This is a genomic window from Sinorhizobium fredii (assembly GCF_002944405.1).
GTDB lineage: Bacteria > Pseudomonadota > Alphaproteobacteria > Rhizobiales > Rhizobiaceae > Sinorhizobium > Sinorhizobium fredii_C.
Genome location: NZ_CP024307.1, coordinates 1,688,939 through 1,714,180 on the forward strand (window position 1 = coordinate 1,688,939; position 25,242 = coordinate 1,714,180).

General features: G+C 61.1%; 22 protein-coding genes and 5 tRNA genes. 18 read left to right on the forward strand and 9 right to left on the reverse strand.

Annotated elements, in window-relative coordinates; translation table 11 throughout:
• Positions 1–13 precede the first annotated feature (13 nt).
• The gene (gene phaC, locus NXT3_RS08220) at positions 14–1,858 is read right to left on the reverse strand and encodes a poly(3-hydroxyalkanoate) polymerase subunit PhaC (RefSeq protein WP_037422837.1); all 1,845 of its coding nucleotides are present in this window, start codon (positions 1,856–1,858) and stop codon (positions 14–16) included.
• Between the two features lie 110 nt (positions 1,859–1,968).
• Between phaC and NXT3_RS08225 the strand changes: the two genes are divergently transcribed.
• From NXT3_RS08225 to recJ, 4 genes are all read left to right on the forward strand, one after another.
• Positions 1,969–2,274, forward strand: a complete 306-nt coding sequence (locus tag NXT3_RS08225; RefSeq protein WP_097526741.1) for an SHOCT domain-containing protein — start codon at positions 1,969–1,971, stop codon at positions 2,272–2,274.
• A gap of 122 nt (positions 2,275–2,396) precedes the next feature.
• Complete coding sequence (locus NXT3_RS08230; protein WP_012707954.1) at positions 2,397–3,614, forward strand: LL-diaminopimelate aminotransferase; 1,218 nt, start codon at positions 2,397–2,399, stop codon at positions 3,612–3,614.
• A gap of 73 nt (positions 3,615–3,687) precedes the next feature.
• Entirely contained in the window at positions 3,688–5,010 is a 1,323-nt protein-coding gene (locus NXT3_RS08235) for a homoserine dehydrogenase (RefSeq protein WP_104839082.1), read from the forward strand.
• Positions 5,011–5,140: 130 nt separating this feature from the next.
• Positions 5,141–6,943 (forward strand): single-stranded-DNA-specific exonuclease RecJ, encoded by a 1,803-nt coding sequence (gene recJ / locus NXT3_RS08240; RefSeq protein WP_104839956.1) that lies wholly within the window; start codon positions 5,141–5,143, stop codon positions 6,941–6,943.
• Positions 6,944–7,023: 80 nt separating this feature from the next.
• On the opposite strand, the gene NXT3_RS08245 is transcribed toward recJ, so the two are convergent.
• Together NXT3_RS08245 and NXT3_RS08250 are read right to left on the reverse strand one after the other, a co-directional pair.
• Positions 7,024–7,099, reverse strand: a tRNA-Glu gene (locus NXT3_RS08245).
• Between the two features lie 209 nt (positions 7,100–7,308).
• Positions 7,309–7,383, reverse strand: a tRNA-Glu gene (locus NXT3_RS08250).
• Between the two features lie 322 nt (positions 7,384–7,705).
• On the opposite strand from NXT3_RS08250, the gene NXT3_RS08255 reads away from it, so the two are divergent.
• The 3 genes from NXT3_RS08255 to NXT3_RS08265 all read left to right on the forward strand — a co-directional run bounded on the left by NXT3_RS08255 (position 7,706) and on the right by NXT3_RS08265 (position 11,247).
• The gene (locus NXT3_RS08255) at positions 7,706–9,772 is read left to right on the forward strand and encodes a coiled-coil domain-containing protein (protein WP_234828086.1); all 2,067 of its coding nucleotides are present in this window, start codon (positions 7,706–7,708) and stop codon (positions 9,770–9,772) included.
• A gap of 680 nt (positions 9,773–10,452) precedes the next feature.
• Positions 10,453–10,725 (forward strand): hypothetical protein, encoded by a 273-nt coding sequence (locus NXT3_RS32290; RefSeq protein WP_234804692.1) that lies wholly within the window; start codon positions 10,453–10,455, stop codon positions 10,723–10,725.
• A gap of 162 nt (positions 10,726–10,887) precedes the next feature.
• The gene (locus NXT3_RS08265; protein WP_037422823.1) at positions 10,888–11,247 is read left to right on the forward strand and encodes a hypothetical protein; all 360 of its coding nucleotides are present in this window, start codon (positions 10,888–10,890) and stop codon (positions 11,245–11,247) included.
• A 143-nt stretch (positions 11,248–11,390) separates the two neighbouring features.
• Here NXT3_RS08265 and NXT3_RS08270 read toward each other — a convergent pair.
• The 4 genes from NXT3_RS08270 to NXT3_RS08285 form a co-directional block, all read right to left on the reverse strand.
• Positions 11,391–11,466, reverse strand: a tRNA-Glu gene (locus tag NXT3_RS08270).
• A gap of 173 nt (positions 11,467–11,639) precedes the next feature.
• Positions 11,640–11,715 (reverse strand) — tRNA-Glu (locus NXT3_RS08275).
• A 96-nt stretch (positions 11,716–11,811) separates the two neighbouring features.
• Positions 11,812–13,137 carry a YcbK family protein gene (locus tag NXT3_RS08280; protein ID WP_234828087.1) on the reverse strand — a complete coding sequence of 442 codons (1,326 nt, stop codon included), beginning with the start codon at positions 13,135–13,137 and terminating at the stop codon, positions 11,812–11,814.
• 354 nt (positions 13,138–13,491) lie between these two features.
• A complete protein-coding gene (locus NXT3_RS08285) occupies positions 13,492–13,932 on the reverse strand; it encodes a VOC family protein (protein WP_097526737.1) in 441 nt (146 codons plus the stop codon).
• A gap of 193 nt (positions 13,933–14,125) precedes the next feature.
• On the opposite strand from NXT3_RS08285, the gene NXT3_RS08290 reads away from it, so the two are divergent.
• The 9 genes from NXT3_RS08290 (at position 14,126) to NXT3_RS08330 (ending at position 20,087) form a co-directional block, all read left to right on the forward strand.
• Positions 14,126–14,704, forward strand: a complete 579-nt coding sequence (locus NXT3_RS08290; protein ID WP_037422815.1) for a cold-shock protein — start codon at positions 14,126–14,128, stop codon at positions 14,702–14,704.
• Positions 14,704–15,189: a DUF192 domain-containing protein gene (locus NXT3_RS08295; protein ID WP_037422812.1), complete on the forward strand. Its 486-nt coding sequence runs from the start codon at positions 14,704–14,706 to the stop codon at positions 15,187–15,189. The genes NXT3_RS08290 and NXT3_RS08295 overlap by 1 nt, the downstream gene beginning before the upstream one ends.
• A 144-nt stretch (positions 15,190–15,333) precedes the next feature.
• Positions 15,334–15,410, forward strand: a tRNA-Pro gene (locus NXT3_RS08300).
• 221 nt (positions 15,411–15,631) lie between these two features.
• Entirely contained in the window at positions 15,632–16,459 is an 828-nt protein-coding gene (locus NXT3_RS08305) for a hypothetical protein (protein ID WP_104839086.1), read from the forward strand.
• Between the two features lies 1 nt (position 16,460).
• Complete coding sequence (locus NXT3_RS08310) at positions 16,461–16,943, forward strand: Panacea domain-containing protein (protein ID WP_104839087.1); 483 nt, start codon at positions 16,461–16,463, stop codon at positions 16,941–16,943.
• 297 nt (positions 16,944–17,240) lie between these two features.
• Positions 17,241–17,513, forward strand: a complete 273-nt coding sequence (locus NXT3_RS08315; protein WP_104839088.1) for a hypothetical protein — start codon at positions 17,241–17,243, stop codon at positions 17,511–17,513.
• Positions 17,514–17,548: 35 nt separating this feature from the next.
• Entirely contained in the window at positions 17,549–17,968 is a 420-nt protein-coding gene (locus NXT3_RS08320) for a very short patch repair endonuclease (RefSeq protein ID WP_234828088.1), read from the forward strand.
• 92 nt (positions 17,969–18,060) lie between these two features.
• Positions 18,061–19,224 carry a DNA cytosine methyltransferase gene (locus tag NXT3_RS08325; protein ID WP_104839090.1) on the forward strand — a complete coding sequence of 388 codons (1,164 nt, stop codon included), beginning with the start codon at positions 18,061–18,063 and terminating at the stop codon, positions 19,222–19,224.
• Positions 19,221–20,087, forward strand: coding sequence for a hypothetical protein (locus NXT3_RS08330; RefSeq protein ID WP_104839091.1), 867 nt, complete (start codon positions 19,221–19,223; stop codon positions 20,085–20,087). The genes NXT3_RS08325 and NXT3_RS08330 overlap by 4 nt, the downstream gene beginning before the upstream one ends.
• Positions 20,088–20,108: 21 nt before the next feature.
• On the opposite strand, the gene NXT3_RS08335 is transcribed toward NXT3_RS08330, so the two are convergent.
• A complete protein-coding gene (locus tag NXT3_RS08335; protein WP_104839092.1) occupies positions 20,109–20,879 on the reverse strand; it encodes a GIY-YIG nuclease family protein in 771 nt (256 codons plus the stop codon).
• A gap of 522 nt (positions 20,880–21,401) precedes the next feature.
• Between NXT3_RS08335 and NXT3_RS08345 the strand changes: the two genes are divergently transcribed.
• Positions 21,402–21,722: a hypothetical protein gene (locus tag NXT3_RS08345; protein WP_104839094.1), complete on the forward strand. Its 321-nt coding sequence runs from the start codon at positions 21,402–21,404 to the stop codon at positions 21,720–21,722.
• A 148-nt stretch (positions 21,723–21,870) separates the two neighbouring features.
• Here the strand turns inward: NXT3_RS08345 and NXT3_RS08350 are convergent, their stop codons facing one another.
• A complete protein-coding gene (locus NXT3_RS08350) occupies positions 21,871–22,473 on the reverse strand; it encodes a hypothetical protein (RefSeq protein WP_104839095.1) in 603 nt (200 codons plus the stop codon).
• 423 nt (positions 22,474–22,896) lie between these two features.
• On the opposite strand from NXT3_RS08350, the gene NXT3_RS08360 reads away from it, so the two are divergent.
• Complete coding sequence (locus NXT3_RS08360; RefSeq protein ID WP_104839097.1) at positions 22,897–25,233, forward strand: Z1 domain-containing protein; 2,337 nt, start codon at positions 22,897–22,899, stop codon at positions 25,231–25,233.
• The last annotated feature ends 9 nt before the right edge of the window (positions 25,234–25,242 follow it).

The window sequence follows — 25,242 nt, forward strand, 5'->3', positions numbered from 1 at the left end:
TGCTTTCCGCGTCTCAGGCACGTACGCGCACGAAGGATCCCGGCGCCTCTTCGATGGAGTTGAGGGGCCCTCCGGGCTTGCGGGCCGGAACGCGCCGCTTGTCGAGCCGTTCGACCCAGTCCTGCCAGTGCGGCCACCAGGAGCCTGGCGTTTCCTTGGCCTTGTCCATCCACTCTTCGAGATCGCCTTTTGGGGGGCCGCCGGTCCAGAACTGGTATTTGCTCTTGTCCGGCGGGTTGACGACGCCGGCGATGTGGCCCGAGCCGGACAGAACGAAGGTGACCTTGCCGCCGAAGGACGCGCTGCCGAGGAAGACCGACTTCGCCGGCGCGATGTGATCCTCCTTGGTCGCCAGGTTGTAGATCGGGATCTTCACGTCGCCGAGCGATACCTTGCGTCCGGCAAGCTCCATCTCGCCCTTGGCGAGCCTATTCTCGAGATAGCAATTGCGCAGATAGAAGGAGTGGTTGGCGGCGGGCATCCGCGTCGAATCGGAGTTCCAGTAGAGCAGGTCGAAGGGCAGGGGATCCTGGCCCTTGAGATAATTGTTTACGAAATAGGGCCAGATCAGCTCGGAAGCGCGAAGCATGTTGAATGCGGTCGCCATTTTCGAGCCTTCCAGATAGCCGGTCTTGCTCATATTGGCTTCGAGCTGCTCTATCTGTTCGTCGTCGACGAAGACCTTGAGGTCGCCCGCATAGGTGAAATCCACCTGAGTGGTGAAAAGCGTCGCCGAGCGGATCCGGTCGTCGCCTTCGGCGGCATGGAGCGCCAGCGTGGCGGCGAGCAGCGTGCCGCCGACGCAATAGCCGATCGCATTCACCTCGCGCTCGCCGGTTGCCTGTTCGATCGTATCGAGCGCAAAGCCGACGCCTTCGCGCGCATAGGCTCCCCAGTCCTTGCGGGCGTGGCGCTCGTCCGGATTGACCCAGGAGATGACGAAGACCGTATGACCCTGGTCCACCGCCCATTTGATGAAGGACTTCTGAGGGTTGAGATCGAGCACGTAGTATTTGTTGATCCAGGGCGGGCAGATCAGCAGCGGCCGCTTCAGCACCGTTTCGGTACTCGCTTCGTACTGGATGACCTGGCAGATATCGGATTGCGCAATCACCTTGCCGGGGGTGATCGCAATGTTCTCGCCGATGGCGAATTTGCTGGTATCCGTTTGCCTGAGCCGGAGCTCGCCGCGCCCGGCGGCAATGTCCTCGGCGAGCATCTGCATGCCCTTGACGAGATTCGCCCCGCTGGACGCCACCGTCTCTCTATAGAGTTGCGGATTGGTGGTGATGAAATTGCTTGGAGAAAGCGCGCTGGAGATCTGGCGGACATAGAAGGCGGCCTTGTGCCGGGTGTGGTCGTCGAGCCCCTCGGCCTCCTTGACCATGTTCTCCGCCCAGTCGGATGTCACGAAATAGGCCTGGCGAATGAAGTCGAAAAACGGGTTCTTCACCCAGTCCTCGTCGGCAAAACGCTTGTCGTTGCGTTGCAGCTTCTCCGATTCGGCGACATCTTCACCGGCCATCCGGTGCAATGTCCGCGACCAGATGTCGAAGAAGCTCCCCATCAGATGCGTCTGCGCCTCCAGCGTCCGTCGCGGATCGGAGAGCCAGTATTCGGAGACTTTGGAGAGCGTCTTGACCATGTCGGAGACGGGCTCGGCATAGGTGTCTTTTTTCTCGCCGGTCTCCCGCGGCGCCAGCCATGCGGACGCCGCCTTTCCCATCTGTTCGACGGCGCGGGCCAGGTTGATGGCCAGGTTCTGGGGGTCCTTGACGATATAGGGCTCGACCGATTTTGGGTCGAAGCCCACATAGCCGCCCTTGCCCGTGGTGTCCTCGGCCTTGTCTGATGTCACCCGGCGTCCTCCACAGCACGTTGTTTGTTTTGTATTTTTACATTCTGCCCGAAAATGATTACAAGGGCTAGCGCATCGTCGCACCCTAAAAAGCAGAGGTCATCGCCAGCATGCTCGTCGTCGCAAACCAGCGTTCGCTTTCCCGGATTTCCGGGTTGATTCTTGCAGGCATGCTTGCCGGATGCAATTCGACGGCGGATCTCGCCACCTATCCTTCGGTTTATGGGCAGAAGCCTGCCGCCATGCAGCAGATGACCGACGACGAGGCGGTCAACATGCAGGGGCGGCTGACGGCGCTTGCCGCCCAGCGCAGATCCGGCGCCATCTCCGAAGCGGAGTATCAGCGCCGTCTGAAGGAATTGCAGTTGCTGGCCGAACAGCACGGGCCCCAAGCGCTGAAACAGATCGAGAATTAGCACTTGCCTTTCTGGTGATTTGGCCGCAAAGCGTTGAATGGCCGCAATGACGGCCATTCACCCCGCGCATGTTGAGCGATTGCCGACGAGGCCCAAAAACGCGCGCCAAATGAGGTCTGGAGATGGAAGAGTTTCATAAAGTCCGGCGTTTGCCGCCCTATGTTTTCGAACAGGTCAACCGTTTGAAAGCAAGCGCGCGAGCCGCCGGTGCTGACATCATCGACCTCGGCATGGGCAATCCCGACCTTCCAACCCCGCAGTCGATCGTCGACAAGCTTTGCGAGGTGGTGCAGGACCCGCGCACCCATCGCTATTCCTCGTCCAAGGGTATTCCGGGGCTGCGTCGCGCCCAGGCGGCCTATTATGCCCGCCGTTTCGGTGTCAAGCTCAATCCCGAGACCCAGGTCGTCGCGACACTCGGCTCGAAGGAAGGCTTTGCCAACATGGCGCAGGCGATCACCGCGCCGGGCGACGTGGTCCTGTGTCCTAACCCCACCTATCCGATCCACGCTTTCGGCTTCCTGATGGCCGGCGGCGTCATCCGCTCGATCTCGGTGGAGCCGGACGAGAGCTTCTTCCCGCCGCTCGAGCGGGCCGTGAAGCACTCGATCCCGAAGCCTCTGGCGCTGATCCTCAATTATCCGTCCAACCCGACGGCCCAGGTCGCGACGCTCGATTTCTACAAGGACGTCATCGCATTTGCGAAGAAGCACGACATCATCGTGCTGTCGGACCTCGCCTATTCGGAAATCTATTTCGACGACGTGCCGCCGCCCTCAGTTCTGGAAGTGCCGGGCGCGATCGACGTGACGGTCGAATTCACCTCGATGTCGAAGACCTTTTCGATGCCCGGCTGGCGCATGGGCTTCGCCGTCGGCAACGAGCGGCTGATCGCGGCGCTGACGCGGGTCAAGTCCTATCTCGATTACGGCGCCTTCACGCCGATCCAGGTGGCCGCGACGCAGGCGCTGAACGGCGACGGCAGCGACATCGCCGAGGTCCGCAACATCTACAAGCGCCGCCGTGACGTGATGGTCGACAGCTTCGGCAAGGCCGGCTTCGAAGTGCCGCCGCCGCCGGCGACGATGTTTGCCTGGGCGAAGATCCCCGAAAAATTTCGTCATCTCGGCTCGCTTGAGTTTTCCAAACTGCTTGTCGAAAAGGCGGATGTCGCGGTCGCTCCGGGCATCGGCTTCGGCGAGCAGGGCGACGACTATGTGCGGCTGGCGCTCGTCGAAAACGAGCACCGCATCCGCCAGGCGGCGCGCAACATCAAGCGCTTCCTGTCGACGGCGGATGAGACGATGCACAATGTCGTCTCGCTGAATGCACACCGGTAACGGAGAAGCCGGCTTTCGCGCAAAACGGCCCCGCCAGCCCGGCGGGGCGCCTTCTACATGTTAGGAACTTGCTATGGCAGATGCCCTTAAAATCGGCATTGCGGGCTTGGGGACGGTCGGTGCCTCGCTCGTGCGGATTCTCCAGGAACGTCACGAGATGCTGGCAACGACGTGCGGAAGGCCGATCGAGCTTGTCGCCGTGGCGGCAAGGGATCGCACGAAGGACCGCGGCGTTGATCTTTCGAAGACCGCCTGGTTCGAGAATGCCGTGGCGCTCGCTTCCGAGGCGGACATCGATGTCTTCGTTGAGTTGATGGGCGGGGCCGGGGATCCGGCCTATTCCTCGGTCAAGGCGGCGCTCGAGCGCGGTATCCATGTGGTTACCGCCAACAAGGCGCTGCTTGCCAAACATGGGATCGAACTCGCCGGCATTGCCGAGGAAAAGGGCGCGCTGCTCAACTACGAGGCAGCGGTCGCCGGCGGCATTCCGGTCATCAAGGCGCTTCGTGAATCGCTCACCGGTAATACCGTCTCGCGCGTCTACGGGATCATGAACGGGACCTGCAACTACATCCTGACCAAGATGGAGAAGGAGGGGCTGACTTTCGACGCCTGCCTGAAGGAAGCGCAGCGTCTTGGCTACGCCGAGACGGATTCATCCTTCGACATCGAGGGCAACGACACCGCCCATAAGCTCTCTATCCTGACCAGCCTCGCCTTCGGCACAGCAATCGCCGCCGACGACATCTACCTGGAAGGCATCACCAATATTTCGATCGAGGATATCCAGGCGGCCGCCGACCTTGGCTACCGCATCAAGCTGCTGGGCGTGGCGCAGCGCACCGAGAGCGGTATCGAGCAGCGCGTCCATCCGACGATGGTGCCCTACGATTCCGTCATCGCCCAGGTCGACGGGGTGACGAACGCGGTCGCAGTCGAGTCCGACATTCTCGGCGAACTGCTGATGGTCGGCCCAGGCGCCGGCGGCAACGCGACGGCCTCGGCCGTGCTTGGCGACATTGCCGACATCGCCAAGAGCCGCCCGGGCGCCCAACACGTGCCGGCCTTCGGGAGACCTACCACGGCGCTGCTGCCCTACAAGCGCGCCCGGATGCAGAGCCACGAGGGCGGCTACTTCATCCGCCTGAAAGTGGTCGATCGCACCGGCGTCTTCGCCAACATTGCCGGCCATATGGCGGAGAACGACATCTCGCTCGAATCGATCATGCAGCATTCAAAGCACTACGCGGATCCTGCGGAACCGAAGACGATCATCCTGGTGACGCATGCGACGCACGAAGCTTCCGTGCGCAAGGCTATCGTCTCGATCAAGGGCGAGGGCTATCTCGTTGGGGAACCCCAGGTGATCCGCATCGAGCGTCCCAAGGACTGGTGATCCCGCTCTTGCATTAAATCTGTTGAGAAACCGCTCCGGCATGCCTGTTGCGGGCCGGAGCGCCCAGCCTGCCGGTTTTTCCGCCTCGAAATCTTCGTTAGAACGAATGAACTTCGGACGGACAGGCAGCATGGACGTATTGGCGGATCCGATAGAGCGGGCATTTCTCGGCGTCGAACGCTCGATCAGCGGTCAGCGCTGGGTCTCGCGCCTCGATCAGGCCGGGCAGAACCGGGCGCTGGCAATCAGCCAGGTGCACGGCTATTCGGAGCTCATCGCACGGGTGCTGGCCGGCCGTGGCGTCGGCTTGGATGATGCGGCACAATTTCTCGATCCGACGCTGCGCGCGCTGATGCCCGATCCGGACGCACTGACCGATTGCCGCAAGGCCGCGGAGCGGCTCGCCGGCGCCATCCGCCGGGGCGAGAAGGTCGCGATCTTCGGCGATTACGATGTCGACGGTGCGGCATCCTCCGCACTGATGCTGCGGTTCCTGCGCCATTTCGACGTTCCGGCCGAAATCTATATTCCCGATCGCCTCTTCGAGGGATACGGGCCGAACCCGCAGGCGATCGAGCAACTGATCGGTAACGGGGCCGGTCTGATCGTTGCTGTCGACTGCGGTTCTACAAGCCATGATTCGCTCGCCGTCGCTGCCGAACGCGGCATCGACGTGGTCGTTATCGATCATCATCAGGTAGGCGCGGTGCTGCCGCCGTGCCACGCGCTCGTCAATCCGAATCGCGAGGACGATTTGTCCGGGCAGGGGCATCTCTGTGCCGCCGGCGTGGTCTATCTGGTGCTCGTCAATACGTTGCGGGTGCTGCGGCTTGAGGGGAATGCGCGTGCCGGCAGCTTTGATCTGCTGTCACTCCTCGACCTCGTTGCGCTCGCCACGGTCTGCGACGTGGTTCCGCTCAAGGGGCTGAACCGCGCCTATGTCGTCAAGGGATTGATCGCGGCGCGGCATATGGTCAATAGCGGCCTGGCAGCCCTTCTGCGCAAGGCTGCGATCGGTGGCCCAGTGACGCCTTATCATCTGGGCTTCCTCATCGGGCCCCGCATCAATGCGGGCGGGCGGATCGGCGATGCGGCCCTCGGCAGCCGGCTCTTGACGCTGGACGACGCGGCGGCGGCCGAAGTGATCGCCAGCCGGCTCGACGAGCTCAACCGCGAGCGGCAGGCGATGGAGGCGGCAATGCTTGCAGAGGCCGAGGCCGAAGTGCTGGCAGAGTACGGTACGGGCGAGGGGGCCTCGGTCATCGTCACCGCCAGGGAAAGCTGGCACCCCGGCATCGTGGGCCTGATAGCGGCGCGCATCAAGGAGAAGTTCCGCCGCCCGGCCTTTGCCATCGCCTTTGACCCGAGCGGCCGCGGCACGGGTTCCGGCCGATCGATCACCGGGTTCGATATGGGCAGACTCGTTCGCGCGGCCGTCGACAATGGCCTCCTCGTCAAAGGGGGTGGGCATGCCATGGCCGCCGGCTTGACGGTCGAGCGCGCCAATCTCGGGCGGCTGCGCCAGTTTTTCGAGGAGCGCGCCGAGAACCCGGTACGGGAACTGGTGGCCGTCGAGACCCTCAAGCTCGATGGTGCACTGGCAGCGGCCGGAGCGACGCTCGATCTCGTCGACCTTCTCGACCAGGCGGGCCCTTACGGCTCGGCCCATCCGCAACCGGTCTTCGCCTTTCCCCAGCACCGTCTGCGCGACAGCCGCCAAGTCGGCGCCAACCACGTCAAGGTCACGCTCGAGGGCCACGACGGCAGCCGCATCGACGGGATCGCCTTCCGGGCAACGGAAACGCCGCTCGGCGATTTCCTGCTCGGCAATCGGGGCTCGACAGTGCACGTCGTTGGTTGCGTTTCGTCGGATCTCTGGCAGGGAACGCGGCGCGTGCAACTGCGTGTGACGGACGCGGCTAAGGCAAGCTGATAACGTTCATCCTCGATAGGATTGCCAAGCCCGACCAACCGGTTGTGCAATTTGTTTAAGGAGATTTCTGAGGATCGTAATGGCACGCCCAACGGGACTCGAACCCGTGTTTCCGCCGTGAAAGGGCGGCGTCCTAGACCGCTAGACGATGGGCGCCTGCTGCAGCGACCTTGTGCCTGCGAAAGACGCGCGGTGCCGTAAGACAAGGCGGCTTATAGAGAGCGCGCCGGATTCTCGCAAGTGAGCAGGAGCCGCAAAGTTCGATTTTTCTTCTGAAAATTGAACATTCAATTGGGCTGGGCCGTCTTCGACCTATAGCGCAAGCCCCACGGATGTCGGGAAAACTCTTCAATGAAAAGAATATTTGGTACGCCCAACGGGACTCGAACCCGTGTTACCGCCGTGAGAGGGCGGCGTCCTGACCGCTAGACGATGGGCGCCTGAGACGAAGCGTCAGCAACATACTATGAAAAGGACGAAATGGGGAAGAGGAGGAAGAGCGCGCGAACGATATTGCCGCTCGCCTTGCTTTGAGGAGCTTTCTTGGTGAGCGGCTGCCCCTGTTCGCCATCTCGTGAAGGCTCGCCCGGGGGCATGGGACACTCTTCACTGGCGAGGAGCGAAGCAAGGCAGTATCATGGCAAGTCGCCCGGCGGGGACACAGCTATGGCAACGCTCAGCTTCAAACCTTTCTGTCTCGTTCTACTCCTTGGATTTCCCACAGGAGCGCAATCAGCAACGGCCGATGGACCTGCCCAGGACATGGTCGAACTGCGTGCGTCTGGCCCTGCGGATGCGCCGATCAACCAGATACCCCCGTTGACCGCGGGTGAACGCGCAAGGAACGCCGCACCGGAGAAAATACTCCTCGCGGAGGAGGAGGCAGTCGATACGCCCAAAAACGGCACGCAACTGGCTGGTGGCAAGCTGGAGGAAATTCTCCGCCGCGCTTTGGCGGCGGCGAAAAGGGACCTCGAGGCGATGCGCCGTGTCGCCGAGAAGCAGCGCCAGAGAGCCGACACACTCGAGCGTGATCTGACGATGATGCTTGAAGTCGCCGAAGAGTTGGAGGCCAAGGCCGCTGGAGCAACGCGGTCAAAAGCTGCCGCACTCAGGGCGCGGGACGCAGCGGAAGCGTTGCTGGTTGATGCGAGACGGGCACTCGCTGAGGCGCAGCGAAAACAGGAAGCCTACGAGCGCGATCTTACGCAGGCCCGTCCGTCGGCCGCCGTCCCGGAGGCTGGCGGCAGTTTGGCAGCCGCAGAGAAGGCTGCCGCCGCGCAGGCCCGCCAGAATGCCGAGGCTGCGGCGAGGCGGGCGGGTAAAGAGCTCGCATCGGAACGTGAGAAGGCACGGTCGCTCGCTCGGGAGCTCGACGCTGTTCGCCAGGAACGCGACGCCGCGATACTCGCAGCGAAACAGCGGGCGAAGGAGAATGAGCGCGATCTTGCGCAGGCCCGTCAGTCCGCCGCGGCCCAGGAAGCTGGCGTCAGTTTGGCAGCGGCGGAGAAGGCTGCCGCCGTGCAGGCCCGCCAGGTCGCTGAAGACGCGGCAAGGCGGGCGGTTGAAGAGCTGACGTTGCAACGCGAGAAGGCACGGTCGCTCGCTCGGGAGCTCGACGGCCTTCGCCAGGAACTCGACGCCGCAACACTCGCAGCGAAACAGCGGGCGGAGGAGGGTGAGCGCGATCTTGCGCAGGCCCGCCAGTCGGCTGCGACCCAGGAGGCTGGCGTCAGGTTGGTAGCGGCGGAGAAGGCTGCCGCCGTGCGGGCCCGCCAGATTGCCGAAAATGCGGCAAGGCAGACTGGCGAAGAGCTTGCATTGGAACGTGAGAAGGCACGGTCACTCGCTCGGCAGCTCGACAGCCTTCGCCGGGAACGCGACGCCGCGATACTTGCAGCGAAACAGCGGGCGACGGAGAATGAGCGCGATCTTGCGCAGGCCCGTCAGTCAGCCGCGAGCGAGGAGGCTGGCGCCAGTCTTGCAGCGGCAGAAAGGGCTGCCGCCGTGCAGGCCCGCCAGATTGCCGAGGCTGCGACGAGGCGGATTAGCGAAGAGCTCGCATCGGAACATGAGAGGGCACGTGCGCTCGCTCGGCAGCTCGACAGCCTTCGCCAGGAACGCGACGTCGCGATACTCGCAGCGAAACAGCGGTCGACGGAGAATGAGCGCGATCTTGCGCAGGCCAGTCAGTCGGCCGCGAGCGAGGAGGCTGGCGCCAGTCTTGCAGCGGCAGAAAGGGCGGCCGCCGTGCAGGCCCGCCAGGTTGCCGAGGCTGCGACGAGGCGGATTAGCGAACAGCTCGCATCGGAACGTGAGAAGGCACGTGCGCTCGCTCGGGAGCTCGAGGCTGTTCGCCAGGATCGCGACGCCGCAATACTCGCAGCGAAACAGCGGGCGGAGGAGGATGAGCGCGAACTCACCAAAGCCAGCCAATCGTCCGCTGCCCCGGAATTGGACGCCAACTCGGCAGCGGCGGAGAAGGCGGCCATCGTGCTGGCGCGCCAAGTGGCGGAGACCGCGGCAAGTCGGGCTGCCAACCAGCTCGCATTGGAGCGCAAGAAGGCACGGTCGCTCGCTCGCGAGCTCGACTCCGTCCGCGAGGAACGCGACGCGACAAAGAAGCAATTGAACCGGATCTTGGCGGCACAACGGCGTGGGTCGGAGGAAGCGCGCGATCGGGGCACCGGCCGCGAGCGTGCGGCGGAGCCGATGGAAAATGGCGCCCGCAAGAACCGTAATTCGCGCCGCGAGGTGGTGATCCAGCCTATGCCGGAGGCGCTGCCCGATGCGCTCCTCCCCAGACGTCTGGTGCCCGGCCTTTGGTAAGGAGCGAGGATTGATATGCGAAGATGAGGACGTTGGCGATGCGCACTCATACGTCTGCCACATTCCTTGTTGCCTTTGCGCTGGCGCTGGCGCCGGCTCTTGAGTTTGGCGAGGTTGGAAAATTCCGCAGTGTCGGGGTCATCGCCGCCCCGGGTGGCACGGGTGGCAGCTCGTCAAAAACCAGCACTGCTGGCGGGACAAACGCCGGAGCGTCGGCCGGCGCAAAAGCGGGAAAAAGCAGTGGCGCTGCAAGCAATCAAGGGACATCGGTGGGAAGTGGTGTGGCGAGTGGCGGGAGTGGCGGCTCGCCAGGGACGAGTGCCGGAGGCGGAACGAAGGCCGGAGCCTCGGCCGGCGTAAAGGCTGGGAAAAACAGTGGGACCAGCGGCAATGTCGGCCATAAGAGTGGCGGCAAACTGACGGGTGCCGGCAGACGAGCCGCGGTGCCGAAAGGCAAGGGAGCGCCTCCTGCTTCGAGCGGTGCTTTGGCTGGTCCGGTCGTAGGCGCTGGAACTCCAAAGAAGAGCAGCACGCCAAACAGTGTCCGTGCACGAGCGATTGCTGGCATTGCTCCCGCGACGGGCGCGTCGCCATCCGTCGGACTGCCTTCTGCCCTTTGGCCCGTAAAGATTCGGCTCGACGAGCGCGGCGAATACGAGCAAGGTATTTTTGGCAATCCCGTGACGGACCCAATGATAACGGGAGCGATTTCGGATGGGGCGGGCGGCGTGGTTCGTGCCTGCCTCCAGGCGATCACCTCGGCTGCGCTGCCGCTTGGCGCCGTGCGTATACGCGCGGCCAGCGCCGGCCCTCTCGTCCGCCAACGCGACGGCGCGCTCATGGCTCCAATTACTGTGCGGATTGAATATGCGGCAGGGGGCCTCGTCGAGGTCCGTCAGGCGCGCGTCAGATGCCATCTCGACTCGAACGGCTTGGTCGTTGCCGTGACCTAAGCGTAGCGGAGCCAGGTGGGCGCCGTCGTGCTTAGCTGCGCATTGCGTGTCGAGGCCGTGAATGGCGTTGGGCCTCCCTCCACCATCAAAAGGCGTACTGCGGTTTTGACAGCCAGACAGGCTAGAATGCCTGGTCGACGTACCAGGAAAAGGACCACAGCCATGCACATGATCAGAATGCTCGGCGCCGCCGTGCTTTTTCTCGCCGGTCCAGCCTTCGCGGCCGACTTGCTGCCAGAACCGGTGTCGCCGGTCAGCCACGGCGTTTCGCCGGCCGATCAGCCGACCGTCGACCGCTGCAACGAGGCAATCGCCCAGTGGGCCGCGCCGTACAATCCGGCTGCCATCGACACAAGTCTGACCGAGCCTGTGCGCGCAGGCGCTGCCGGCGAGCGGATAGCCACGCTCGACGTCAAGATCGACTACGAGCGCGAGGGCGCCATCGAGCCGCGCTCGGCGACCATCGCCTGCACGGTGGCGTCGGACGGAGAGGTCAGCGTCGCTGTCGTCAAACAGGGATAGGCGAAAGAAAGCCGAGGCGACGTGCGTCTGCGGCTCGCCTGCCGTCGGCGTAGGTTCAGAGGCGGCGCAGTGGCCGATAGCTTCCCCGCTCTTTGAGGAGAGGCTGCGGGAGTTTCTGCATCTAAACTGAAATATTTAGAAAATGGCACGCCCAACGGGACTCGAACCCGTGTTTCCGCCGTGAAAGGGCGGCGTCCTAGACCGCTAGACGATGGGCGCCCAAGACAGGGCGGCTTATAAAAGGCGCTTGGGATTCCTGCAAGTCGTCTGAAACAATATTTTTTATTCTCTGCCGAGATTGAAAAGCATCGGTGCAGAGGATTGTCACACACAAACACAGATGCGTGACAAATGAAAATGTCAAAGTATCCGCAAGTATTGGAGAAGAAGAATGGCACGCCCAACGGGAATCGAACCCGTGTTTCCGCCGTGAAAGGGCGGCGTCCTAGACCGCTAGACGATGGGCGCCCAAGACGAAGTGGCTTATAGAGAGCACTTCGGATTCCCGCAAGCGGCAAATCTCACTTTTTCTCAGAAAATTTACATCGCGGTCGCAGCCATTCCTCAGCCGTTACGACGGCGGCAGCGCCAATTCCAATCGCGCTGCCGGCCGATGTCGATATGCACGGATTCGGTGTGGCAATAGGTGCCGACGCCGCCGCGGCCGGGCAGGCTTCTGAGATATTCGGCGAGATCCCACTTGCTGACGCCTTTGACCTGGATGTCAGCCGCTTCGCAACGCGTGTGAAGCGATTGGCGTTTCCGGTTGACCTTGATTGGCCGAAGCCCCGACGTGACCATCACCTTTTGACCGTAATGCCGCTCGACGCTCTTCAGCATCTGGAGAAGCGCCGGCTTGAAGCAGCCGGTTTCAACGCTCTCCGTCTGCAGGATGAGGCCGCTTGGCGCCAGACGGGCGAGACCGGAGAGATTGGCAACCTCGATCGGCGCGTCGTCCTCTTCACCCGCATGGTCGGCATGGTCCCTGTTGAACAGCGGATTGAGCTTGACGCCGGGAAGCGCGGTATAGGCGAGCGATGCGACCTGAGGTTCAGCCGCGTTCGCGGCAGTGATCGTCCGCTTCTCGGCGCCGCCGGCGTTGCCCTCAGCGGCCATCCGCAGCTTCGGCTTGCGTTTGGCGGCAAAGAGACTTGCGAGCGTCCAGCTCTTGCCCGTGCGCTGCTGGTCCTTCCCGTCGTCCTCGGGGGAGGTGGGCTGAGTGGCGGCCGCCACGGGCGGCGTCACCTGTCCGGTGGATGCGACTTCAACCGTCTGCAGGGGGGCGGATGCTTGCCCGCCACGCGCCGCCTGCGCACTCGTGGGCAAGGGGATCGCGGCACGAAGATCTGCCGCGCCGGCAGTGCTTTCTGCGAATGTCTGCGCCTTGGCCGGAACTGCGTTGCTCGCGCCTTCCTGGTCCGGCAAGACAGGCGGCGTCGCCGGCTGAGCGCCGCTGAAAAGGCTGTTGCTCGTGGCGTTCACGCCTGGTTGGGCTGCGGCGCCGGCTGACGATCCGGACGGTTCGGTGGCGCTTGCAGGCACGGTCGCGGTGACGGGCGGTTGCCCGTAAATGCTCGACGCGGTGGCATTGAGGCCGGTGCTTTGCATCGTCAGGCCTGGCTGCAGGGCTGCATCCGCCTGGGCGGCCGGATCATCTGATTGCTCTTGAGCGCCGGCACCGGATGCGGCGGCCTGGCCATCTGAAACCCCGTCTTCCACGTTCGGCGTCGCCGCGCCCGCTGGAGTTGCAGCCTGCAGCGATTCGACCGGATTTGCGCCCTCGCTCTCGGCAACCGCCGAGACGCAGCCGGCGAGCGTCAGGATTGACACGGAAAACGCCGCGGCGCGCCCGATCGACAGGAGCGTGCGTTTCGAATTCAGCTGTTGCAACGTCTTATCCCCGCTCTCCGTGCACGTCTCCGGTTGCCCGCGATCATGCGCAAGTCTCGGTTCCGAGAACTTGCCCGGAACAGATAACTTTTCTCTCGCGGCGAGAAGCGATCCCGCCACGGGAAGGTCAGGCCAAGTAAGGGTGCCGCAAATGATTGCGGGCATAACCCCGTTTCAACTATGACGCGGAAATTAGTGGATACCGCGCAATTTGTAAACTGGCGCTAACCTTCCGCCTTAACGAACCTATGCAAAAGCCCGGCGCGTTGGCCGGGCCTCGATCGTCAGTCGACGCTGTTGATCTTCGCATTCGGTCTTGCGTCAAGACCTTGGGCGCTGAGTATTGTGCGAGGCTTACCAGGTTCCGGTATTGGCCATGGAGGCCCAGGGTTCCTCGGCGGAGAGGCGTTCTCCCTTCTGCAAAATCTCGATCGAAATGCCGTCGGGCGAGCGGACGAAGGCCATGTGACCGTCGCGGGGCGGTCGGTTGATCGTCACGCCATTGTCCATCAGGTGCTTGCAAAAGGCGTAGATGTCATCGACCTCATAGGCGAGGTGACCAAAGTTGCGTCCGCCGGTATAGTCTTCGGTGTCCCAGTTGTAGGTTAGTTCCAGGCAGGGCGACGCCTCTGCCTTGGCGCGGTCGAGGTCGCCGGGTGCGGCGAGGAAGACGAGGGTGAAGCGGCCTTTCTCGTTCTCGTATCGGCGAATTTCCTGGAGTCCGAACAATGTGCAGTAGAAATGGAGAGCCTTGTCGAGGTCCCTTACGCGAACCATCGTGTGCAGATAGCGCATTGGATTGTCCCTGTTTTGCAGAAGATGGCGTATACTTAAGGGAGAGCAAGCCAGAGGCAAGCCTGCGGCCCCATAAATGACCTCGGCCAATTTATGTCGAGGGACTTGCGCATGCGCAGCGGGACGATGTTATTCTGGTCCATAAGAATCAGTTAACCGTATCGAGAGTTGCGCGTAACGAGGGGCTGGGAGAATGGCGGACAGAACATCTTCAAAAGGCGTCATCGAGAATGACGACCTTGGCAATGACGCTCTTGATCTCATCGAGATCACCGGCGTCATCAAGTGGTTCGACGTCGCCAAGGGTTTCGGCTTCATCGTTCCCGACAACGGCATGCAGGATGTTTTGCTGCACGTTACCTGCCTAAGGCGCGACGGCTACCAGACGGTGCTCGAGGGCGCTCGGGTCGTGGCGCTCGTGCAAAAGCGCGAGCGCGGTTACCAGGCCTTCCGTATTCTCTCCATGGATCAGTCGACCGCGGTTCACCCTTCGCAGCTTCCGCCGGTGCGCACCCATGTCCAGGTCACGCCGACGAGCGGGCTCGAACGGGTTCTGGTGAAGTGGTTCAACCGCACCAAGGGTTTCGGCTTCCTGACGCGCGGCGAGGGCACCGAGGATATCTTCGTGCATATGGAAACGCTGCGCCGGTTCGGATTGACGGAACTGCGCCCCGGCCAGGTGGTGCTGTGCCGCTTCGGTGACGGCGAGAAGGGCCTGATGGCTGCGGAGATCCATCCTGACGGTCCCACGCCGAGCAATCGGTCGCATTGATGCGCATGCTTCGCGACTTTCTTGCGAGAAGCGCCATTGCGGCGCTTTTTTTGTTGTCGCTGTTCGTCGCGTCGCACGCCGCGGATCTCACCTTCGAGAAGGACAGAATCCGGCTTCTCACCACTGGCGGGAGGGCCCATGACCTGACCGTCGAACTGGCGATCGACCCGGAGCAGCGCGAACAGGGCCTAATGCACCGCCGCCAGCTGGCGCCGGACCACGGCATGCTGTTCGATTTCGGCGAGACGCGGCGGGTGATGATGTGGATGCGGAATACCTATCTGCCGCTCGACATGCTCTTCATCGGCGCGGACGGCACCGTAGCAACCATTCATGAGAACGCGGTCCCGCTGTCCGAAGCGATCATCGATTCGCAAGAACCGGTCGCCTTCGTGCTGGAGCTCAACGCCGGAACGGTGAAACGCCTCGGAATAAGGCCCGGCGACCGGATCACGGGCGCACGCATCCCGGCCGCCGCGCGCTAAGCGCGTCGCCTTCGCGGGTACTGTCGTTATTCCAAAACCGCTGCGCATTTTGGGGCGCGCCATGCAGGAGATCCGCACTGCCGCCGCTTCCAAATTTGCTGTTGCAGGTGGGAGGCGAAGCGTGTATCTCCGCCTTCGTCGGCTCGGAGTGTAGCGCAGTCTGGTAGCGCATCTGGTTTGGGACCAGAGGGTCGGGAGTTCGAATCTCTCCACTCCGACCACCGCCTTCCCCTACGGGGCAAGGCTTACAAGAAATCCCTAAATTTTCTCGACAAGATTACCGCCAACGGCACCGCCAACGATACGATCACCGCCAACGCGGAATCAGTGGCAGTTGAAGCTGCACGCGCTTGATTCCCAATGCTGCACCTCGAGCTGCTCGGCGGTCTCTAGTAGCAGATCACGACTCGTGGCAATCTCGCGGCGAGCGAAGGAGAGTTTGGTGGATCGTGGCGCTTTCGAACAGGCTGGAAGATGGTTAGACGATCACAAGACTACCATCGCGCTTCTAGTGTCAGGGATTGGGCTCTCTGTTATAAAAGATCTTGGCGTGGTTGCGCTGGACGGAGACCAGAATGCCTGGGCGCGCATTGCCAGTGCGGTTGCTGTCATTGGGACCGTTGCGAGCGCGTGGTACGGCGGTGTCTCACAAGCGAAACTGGCTGGCAGGAACCGTGAACTCGAGCAGCAGCTCGATGATGCCAATGAACTCGTTCGCACCTTCGGCAGCGACTATTTTGCGATATGGGACAATCGGCTGAAAGTCCTCGCCGAGGTCCTCAATCTCGATGCCCGGGACCGCGTGAGCGTTTATCGCCATACAGGAAATTCGTTCACAATGGTTGGACGATTCGCAATGTTGCCGGAGTTGGATCGTCCTGGTCGTGGTGTTTATCCGGTTGACCAAGGGGTTATCGGTGCGGCTTGGTCACGCGGTGACGGTAAGTGCGTAGTCCAGGATCTCCCCGACCCCGTTCATGATCTCGATGGATACTGTGCGCGGAGCCGAGATGAGTGGAAGTTGCCTGCAGGGGTGGTCAAGAAGCTTGGAATGAAGGCGCGTTCGATCGCTGCTTTTGCGCTGAACGGACATGCTGATAGTGTCCGGGACGCAATCGTAGTGTTTGAAAGCAACGAGGCCGATCGGTTCTCGATCGAACTCCTCGAGCACCACATCTATGGGACGACCGGGAAAGATATTGCGCACTTGCTCAAGGTTATGGGTGAAAGAGAGCCGTCTCTTGATTTCGCCGCTACGCGAGGATTCTGACATGGCAACAACACGCGATGCTGTCGCATACCTCATAGCGAACTACCCTCATAAGGACGAATTATCGAAGGCGCGCGTCACAAAGATGGTTTATCTGGCGGATTGGAAAGCTGCCTTAGATCACGGTCATCAACTCACGCCGATCAATTGGCGGTTCCATCATTTCGGACCCTATGTTGATGACGTTCACCAAATGGCTCTTGATGATCCGGCCTTTAAAGTGCGGTCTGAGATCAATATGTACGGCAAACGGAAAGAGCGGATCGAATTGGTTGTCCCGCAGGCGACGAGCGTCACGTTGAATGATTGGGAAAAGCGCATTCTCGATCACGTCATCAGCAATACGAAAACCCTAAACTGGGACGGCTTCATAAAGCTGGTGTACTCTACATATCCCATACTTTCTGGCGAGCGGGGGGCGCAGTTGAATCTGCTAGCGTCGGCAAAGGCGTATCGCGAACTCAACGCCACGCTCCAGGAATAGCCAAATCCAAGCTCATTTCGCAGGATTCCCGTCGTGCTGGGTCGGTAGCGCGGGAAGCAAGGGCCTCGACGTCGCTTTCCTGACCGGCTACGAATCCCGGCATGAAGAGAACTTTCGGCGAATACCTGCTGCTCGGCCTCTACTCGTGATGTGCGCGACGGTGGCGGGCGTGGTATTCCGCATCGACATGATAGTTTCAGGAGGCTGACGTTTGCGGACCTTGTAGAATCCTACAATGGACACAGACGCTCGCAGCCCGGCAAATGCCCGGGTCTTGAACGGAATGCAGGAGGGGTAGTGAGCGTCACGGTGTATGCATATGAAGTCGAGCCGGGCACCAGCGTAACAACGGGGTTCAGTTCCTCCCTAGAGGCCGTCATCGAGGAACTACGCGAGGTCCGTGCAGAGATTGCGCTTGAGGACGGCTATCAGATCGGCTCGTCGTCGGTCTACGCCTTCGACCTGTTTCGACCAGACCTTGATCAGTTGCTGTCCGTCTTGAGCGGTGACTCGGAGCTGCCCAAACAGATCCTCCGGAACAAGCGGCTCGTTGAAACAGTGGCAGGATGAGGATTCCGGAAACCGAGCGCCATCGCAGTTGGACCATGGCCCAGGTCAAGTCCACCGACACGGCCCCTGAGATGGTCGTCCGGCGCCTGCTGCACTCCCTAGGCTACCGATATCGCCTGCATAGCAAGACACTCCCAGGAAAGCCCGACCTAGTGTTCGCAGGACGGAAGAAGGTGATCTTCATCCACGGCTGCTTCTGGCATGGCCACGACTGCAAGCGCGGCGCGCGGATCCCATCGACCCGGCAGGACTACTGGCTGGCCAAGGTCGGCAGGAACAAGGATCGCGATGCCCGGAACGTGTCCAGCCTCGAACAAGCCGGGTGGAGTGTCCTGACGGTGTGGGAATGCGAACTGAAAGACCGAGTCGCGCTGTCAGAGAAGCTGACGCAGTTTCTTGGGGGTCCATCAAGTTTCGGGTTGCCGCGGCCTGCCTCGTCCGGCAGGAGTTCATGAATAAAGTTCTGGAAAGAGAACAAAACGTAAACTATTAGAGTTTTATCCTCAACCGCCTGTTGATAAGCTGTGGATAAGAATCGGGGAGTGCCATGTCTAAGCTGACCTTTTACGAGTTCTTCGCCGGCGCCGGGATGGCGCGCGCTGGTCTCGGAAAGGGCTGGCACTGTGCGTTCGCCAACGATTTCGACAAGAAAAAAGGCCTGACCTACCAGCTCAACTGGGGCCTCGGTGGCGAACTGCTGGTCGAAGATATCCGCCGCGTAAAGATCGACAAGCTGCCGGGCATCGCCGACCTCGTCTGGGGATCCTTTCCCTGTCAGGATCTCTCCCTCGCTGGCGGCGGCGCAGGCCTCAGGGGCGAACGTTCGGGCACCTTTTACCCGTTTTGGGATATCATCGCCGATCTCAAGAAGGACAACCGCGCCCCGCGCGTGATCGCGCTCGAGAACGTCAACGGAACCCTGACATCGCATGGCGGCAAGGACTTCGCCGCGATCTGCGAGACCTTCACGAAGCACGGCTACCGCTATGGCGCGCTCGTCATCGACGCTGCCGTCTTCGTTCCACAATCCCGTCCGCGCCTGTTCGTGATCGGTATCCGCGACGACATCGAGATCGATTCCGCTCTGGTCGCTCCGGGGCCCACGATGCCGTTCCATACCCGTGGTCTGCGCAACGCCGTCGAGCGTGTCCCTGCGTCCGCGATGAAGAACTGGGTGTGGTGGAATCTGTCCATGCCGCAGATGCGGACGACCACGTTCGCCGACATCATCGAAGAGAAGCCGACCTCGGTCGAATGGCACACACAGGCGGAGACGGCGAAGCTGCTCGATTCCATGTCGTCCATCAACCGCGCCAAGGTCGAGGCTGCCAAGCGCGCTGGTCGTCGAATGGTGGGTGGCATCTACAAGCGCACCCGCGAGGATTCTGAAGGCCGTGGCGTGCGCGCCGAAGTGCGATTCGATGACGTGGCCGGCTGCCTTCGCACGCCTGCAGGTGGCTCGTCCCGCCAGACCATCATTGTGGTCGACGGGAATGTCGTGCGCAGCCGTCTGATCTCTTCGCGCGAGACCGCGCGCCTGATGGGCCTGCCCGACTCCTACAAGCTGCCGAAGGCCTACAATGAAGCGTACCACTTAACAGGCGACGGTGTTGCCGTGCCTGTGGTTCGCTTCCTAGCCCATCATTTGCTCGAGCCCCTCACGGGTGTAGTCTCGTCGGACGAATCAACCGACGAGATACACGTGGCATGACGGCAGAGTCGCCGATACCCTGCATTGCGAACGCCGACCTGAGGAAACAGATCGAGAAGTTCGCGGAAGTCCTGAAGACGGAAGCCCACAAGCTCGGAGATCACGGCCTGGACGAGAAGGAATTTTATAATTCCGGTCTCTTCCGCGGCGCCGTCGAGCGCGTTCGCGGCCAGTACTCCGCCACGATGTCCGAAAAGCGAGAGTTCGTCCGGCACGTTCTCAACTATATGCAGGATCAGGGGGCGATCGCCGAATGGCAGTCGGCCGGCGAAGCCAATCGGCACGACTACGTTGTGGAGCTGCTGGATGGCAAGAAGGCAGCCATCGAACTGAAAGGCTGCCTCGACGGCAATAACACGAATATTTTCGAACGGCCGCCGCACGTCCAGGAATTCATCATCTGGTCCGTCTGTTCGAACCCGGGGGCATCGCCGCCGCACAATGCTTGGTCGGGGATCCATACGCGCTTGTCGGCCGAGATCATCTCCCGCAGCCAGCGCGTCGATGGTCTGCTCATTTGGGACTGGGCGTGCGGAACCATCGGTCGGCCATGTCCGAAGGTTTCTGCAGGTGGCGCTCCCGTGACGACGATCGGCCCCTTTGAGCTGCCGCCGCCGTGCATCTACTTATTTCCCGGGACGATCCCCGCGCCAAGGAACAATCCGACCCCGGCGCCGCAGACGTTGCAGCAGGTCGGGATCCTCAAGGCGTTCCATGAGTGCTTCGGCGGAAGCGACCATCACCTGCATCAGGTTGGATTCGCAGTAGAGTACCAAGGCGTAGAGACCGTCCGGACGACAACGATCACGCGCGACGGCAACGTGGTGAAGCAGTCTCAGCCTTCGGCGATCAAGAGGACATAGAGCGTCCAGCCGTGGCGGCTCTCACTCACCGCCCTCCGCTTCATCTTCATCTTCCGACCCGACCTCGACACCCGCTTCGCCACCCAGGGCAAGAAACCGCTGCTCTGCCAGCCAGCGCATTCGGCTTGCCTGAGCCAGTAGGACGCGCCTCAATCCCAAGCCTTTAAGCTCCCTTTCCGAGATGACCTGGGCGAGCTTTGAGACGGTCAGAGCGCGTCGCGCCAGTCTGCTGTCCGGATGACCGCGCAGCTCCCGGATCTGATCGTTGAGGATCGTGCCCCTGAAAGATGGCGGCTCGGTGATTTCCACCGTCGGAGCCGGCGGATCCTTTTCGTTGAGGATGACCTTGAAGTGACTCTGCTCTCGGAGCCGAGTGAAGATCATATGCTCAAGCCCGTCCAGATGCGCCTTCGCATTCTTGAATTCAGGATGCTTCGATCCAACGCCCTCGAATTCCGGGAGTGGCCAGACCTCGATATCCGCGACCTCGAAAGGATCCAGAACGGACATGGCAACTGCATCTGTCCTTTGGTTTGTCAGATGACGGCTCACACGCCCGGACAGCTTTTCCTTGGTCTGCCCGACATAAATCGGCTCGCCATCATAGTCGTAGAATGCGTAGACACCCCACCTGAAGCCGCCCACTGGACGCTTGGCGCCCGTTTCACTTTCGTGAATTGTCTCACGGAAAAATCTCTGAATCCCTTTGCGAAGTTCATCAGTTTCCAGCGGCGGCCTCCGCGTTGCAGTTACGTTAACGTCGCCTGATGGCTCTCGTTTCTTGCCACCCATGAACGCCGTTCCCCCAGATCTGCAGAATCACCACTTGAATCCTAACTACCATCCTCAGGCCGAATGCGCGATCGGGACTCCACTCAAGCGGTGGCTGACTTGCGCCAGCCGAAAACCATTTTTCTTCGAAATGCGAGGAGAATGGCATGGAACGGGTTTGTGGACGGGTGAAGAGAATAAGGCGTGGATCGAGGCTGTCGCCAGCGGTCCGGCCGCGAGGCATATCGAGATCCCGCGGCATTCGCTACGCTCCATCCAGACGAGGCTGCACAGGCTCGATATCAGGCCCTCCTTATTGACCGGTAAGGAAAAGGGATACGCGCTGCGTAAATGCTTATCCCGTCAGCAGACGTTCGGCTCCGAACACATCGGTAATCGGATCTGTCTGCCGTGCAAGCGCGCTGTCGAGCATCTGACAGAATAACGGAGCCCTCCGTTAACTCTCTTGCGGACCTCCTGTTGACGGAGACTCCGGAGTGCGATCGATTGCGTTCAAGATTTTTGACACAGGAGTTTGGGGTAATGGGCATGACGATCTTCGATTCCCGCGATCCGGCGATGCGCGCAGGGCTTGAACTGGGCCTCCTAACGACATCCCTCGTCACCTCGATGGCGGAGGCCGCTGCCGCTGGGCGCCAGGCTGCGGACGAGCGCAAGGAGCGTCGCGCAGCCTACAAGTACGCCGCCGAGCTGAACGAAGCCCGCGGACGCGCCGATGCTCTCGGGCGTGTTGCTATCCGTGCTGTCCGACACGTCGCCAGTCTGGAGGCCCACGTCCGCCGCATTGAGGCTGCTCTTCATCAGCGCCAGGCTCACATCGATCGCATGCGGAACGCGGGCTGATCTCATGGACATGTCGGATAAGGCGATGGCCGAACGCTACGGCGACATCCTGTTTGAGATTCCCGAACTGTGGGATGCGCTGCGCATGTTCGAAATTCAAAACCGCCCGACGAAAGGTGGCTTCACGGTTCGTGGGGATGCTGGTGTCTCAATGGATTGCGGCGCTGCCAGCGGGTCTGCACTTCGGATCCATGCGGGCCATCCGGATCCCCGGGAATAGTTCGTCAAAGCGATCCTCGACGAACTGCTGCTTCTGCTCTCTCGTCATCGGCATGTTCTTAGGGATCGGCAGAACCAGCGGCGGCGTTTCGATCTCAGGAGCTCTCAGCTTCGACCTGCTGACCATGAGCTTTAGCGCCTCTATGCTTCGGCTACAGGCGCCTTCTCCAGACTCACCGAGCATGACGAGCTCGGCATCGGACAGCCGTAGCAGCCAGTCCTGCTGCTCCACGGACAGACTCGACAGATTCACAAGCCGCCGCTCATCCTCGGTCGCCCTGCAGTAAGCGTGAACGATCTGCGCGGGTGTCATCTCGCTCCGCAGATGGTCGATGGCGACCTGCTGCTCTCTGGCGATCTTTTTCTCCGTCTCGACATCGGCGACCTGAATGTTCTCATGCCCACCCGTGGGCGGCGGCGACACCATGCCGAAAACCTCCAGAATGCTCCGGAACATAGCGCCCAGCATCTGCAGGATTAGGCCGGCCCAGCCGAGCGGGTTCCACCACTGGAATTCATTGTCCCTGCTCATGTCGTCCTCCCGCGTCCTGCTCGAGAGGGTCGCCAGCGAAGGTGCAAGCGACAAGACGGCCGATGGCCTTGCGTTGGGCCTCGCCGGCGACAACCTTGGTTGCGGGCAAGGGGAGTTCGATCTGCTCGAGGAGAAGAAGAACGCACTGCGCATCCCGAGTGCGGCTGTCGCTCGCAGGGTTGTGTTCGGCTGGTTCTTAGCGCGAATGCTATGGGCATCGCTGAGGTGATGATGCAGCCCTGCGGTCACGGAAGCCTCACCAGAATTCGATGCTTCTCTTCTTCGATCGCCACATGCCAATGCCATCCCAAAGTGACAAAACAAAACATAAAAAAGCTAGCGTAGGAGGATTGTAGTCACACATCTTGACAAGATTGCTGTGAGTGATATTCACAGACAATCGATCACTCGCAGGAGGCGAACATGGATAGTGACTTGGTAGGCATCAACGAAATCGCGGCCATGGCGGGAGTGACCACCCAGGCTGTGGCCAACTGGAGAGTGCGCTCGTCCGACTTCCCCCAGCCTCTGCAAGAGCTGGCATCTGGCCCGGTATTCCGTCGGGCGCAGGTTCGGGCCTGGCTGAAGCGCAACAATCGGAAGCTGGGGTCTCTTGAGGCCTCCTCTTCGTACTATCCCCGCCTCAAAAGTTTCCGAAATGACGACGACGCGCTCTCGAACTGCATCGAAGAGATTGTCAACGAGCTTGAGACGGAATCGACCACTGGCGACAAACCGGGCATGCTGCTCGGCAAAATCCAGTCAGGAAAGACGCGAGGTTTCGTCGGGATTATTGCCAAGGCATTCGATCGTGGCTTCGATGTCGCCATCGTGCTGACGAAAGGCACCAAGACGCTCTCTGCCCAGACCGTTCGTCGTCTCGAGGCGGACTTCAAGGAGTTCATTGATGATGACGAGTTCCTCGTGCTCGACATTATGAACCTTCCGGGGACACCACGCCGCAGCGAACTACGGCGAAAGGTCGTGATCGTGGCTAAGAAACAGGCGCGCAACCTCGAGCGGCTGATCAAATTCATCAACGATCATGAGGACCTGCAAGGTCGCAAGGTACTGCTGGTAGACGATGAAGCCGATCTGGCCAGTGTGCGGTTCGTCCGCAAGAACGGCGATCCGAACATCAACCAAGGCACGATCGCCGACCAGATTGATCAACTCCGCGGTATGACGAAGGGCATCGCCTTCCTACAGGTGACGGCGACACCCTACTCGCTCTACCTTCAGCCCGAGGGCTATGAGGACGACGCAAACGGTTCGAATTATATCTTCAAACCCAAGCGCCCCGCCTTCACCAAGTTGCTACCGATTCATTCCGGCTACGTGGGCGGGGACGACTACTTCGGCCCCTTCGACACGGACGACCCGCGCTCCAAATTGATCGTGGAAGTTGCGGAACAAGAACAGGACGCACTGCGTCGCGCTGATCGGCGCCGCATCAGCTCCAACAATGTGCTTGAAAGCGACAACGTCGCCGGCTTGCGCCGCGCTATCATCACCTTCGTCGTAGCAGTCGGCGTTCGGCGGTGGCAGCAGCGCGAGGCAGGAGACCGGGCGTTGAAGTACGCGATGGTAATCCACAACGACATCCAGCGCGCCGCACATGCTTGGCAGGATCAGGTGATCGACTGGATCTTCAGCGCCATTGTGAATGCTGCCGAAAATGATCCGGATGCGTTGCGTCCGCTCTTTAACGATGCCTTCGACGATCTGGAAGCATCAGTCCTCGCAGACCAGGGGCGCATGCCTCCCCGTGACGACACTTTCGATGCCTTCATCGATGCTCTGCAGAGCGACGATGTGGTGGTAGAGAAGGTAAACTCGGACACCGATGTCATGGCTCTGCTCGATGCTAACGCGGAGCTCAAGCTACGCACGCCTTATAACATCTGGGTCGGCGGCAACATCCTCGATCGCGGCATTACCATCCCGAACCTGATTTCGTTTTATTATGGGCGGAACCCCAAGATGATGCAGGCGGATACTGTACTCCAGCATTCGCGAATGTACGGCAATCGCGACCGGCGCGATCTGGCGGTCACCCGGTTTTACACCTCCCGTGCCGTTTACGATCGGCTCTACACGATCAACGCTCTCGAAGAGTCGTTGCGGACCGCCTTCAAGAATGGCGCCCACGATGCTGGTGTCGTGTTTATCCAATCTGACGCTGCTCGTCGCATTCGTCCTTGCGCGCCGAACAAGATCTTGCTTAGCGATGTCGTCGCCGTCTCACCCAATGACATGCTCCTTCCGAGCGACTTCCAAACCAAAGGGGGGGCGGCGATGACTAAAGTTCAGGCGGAGCTGGATCGCCTGATCAAGCCTGAGTGGCGTAATATCGACGACTTCGTTTCAGTGGACCGCACGACTGCGTTGGCTATCGTCGATGCGATTCAGCAGAGCATGGAATTCGACACAGTTGAGTTCGAATGGAACGCCATGCGCGGGCTGATCGACTACTACGCGGATGTGGCGCAGGGAGGCGATGGCAAAATCTTGATCTGGGCCGAGACGGGTAGAAAGCTGTCACGGTCCGGATCGGGCGACAAGTCCGGTCGGTCGATTCTCGGTACAGCGCTTCGCAAGAAAATTCTTGATGAGCCGCGTTCGAAATCTGCCCTGGTTTTGCTTCAACAAGAAGGCGGCCGGGATCTTGGATGGACAGCACACAAGTTCTGGTGGCCGCTGTTCGCCGCGCCCACCGACGCGGAGCCCTGTGTCTTTGCGACCAAGGTTGCAGTCTAATTTCTGCAG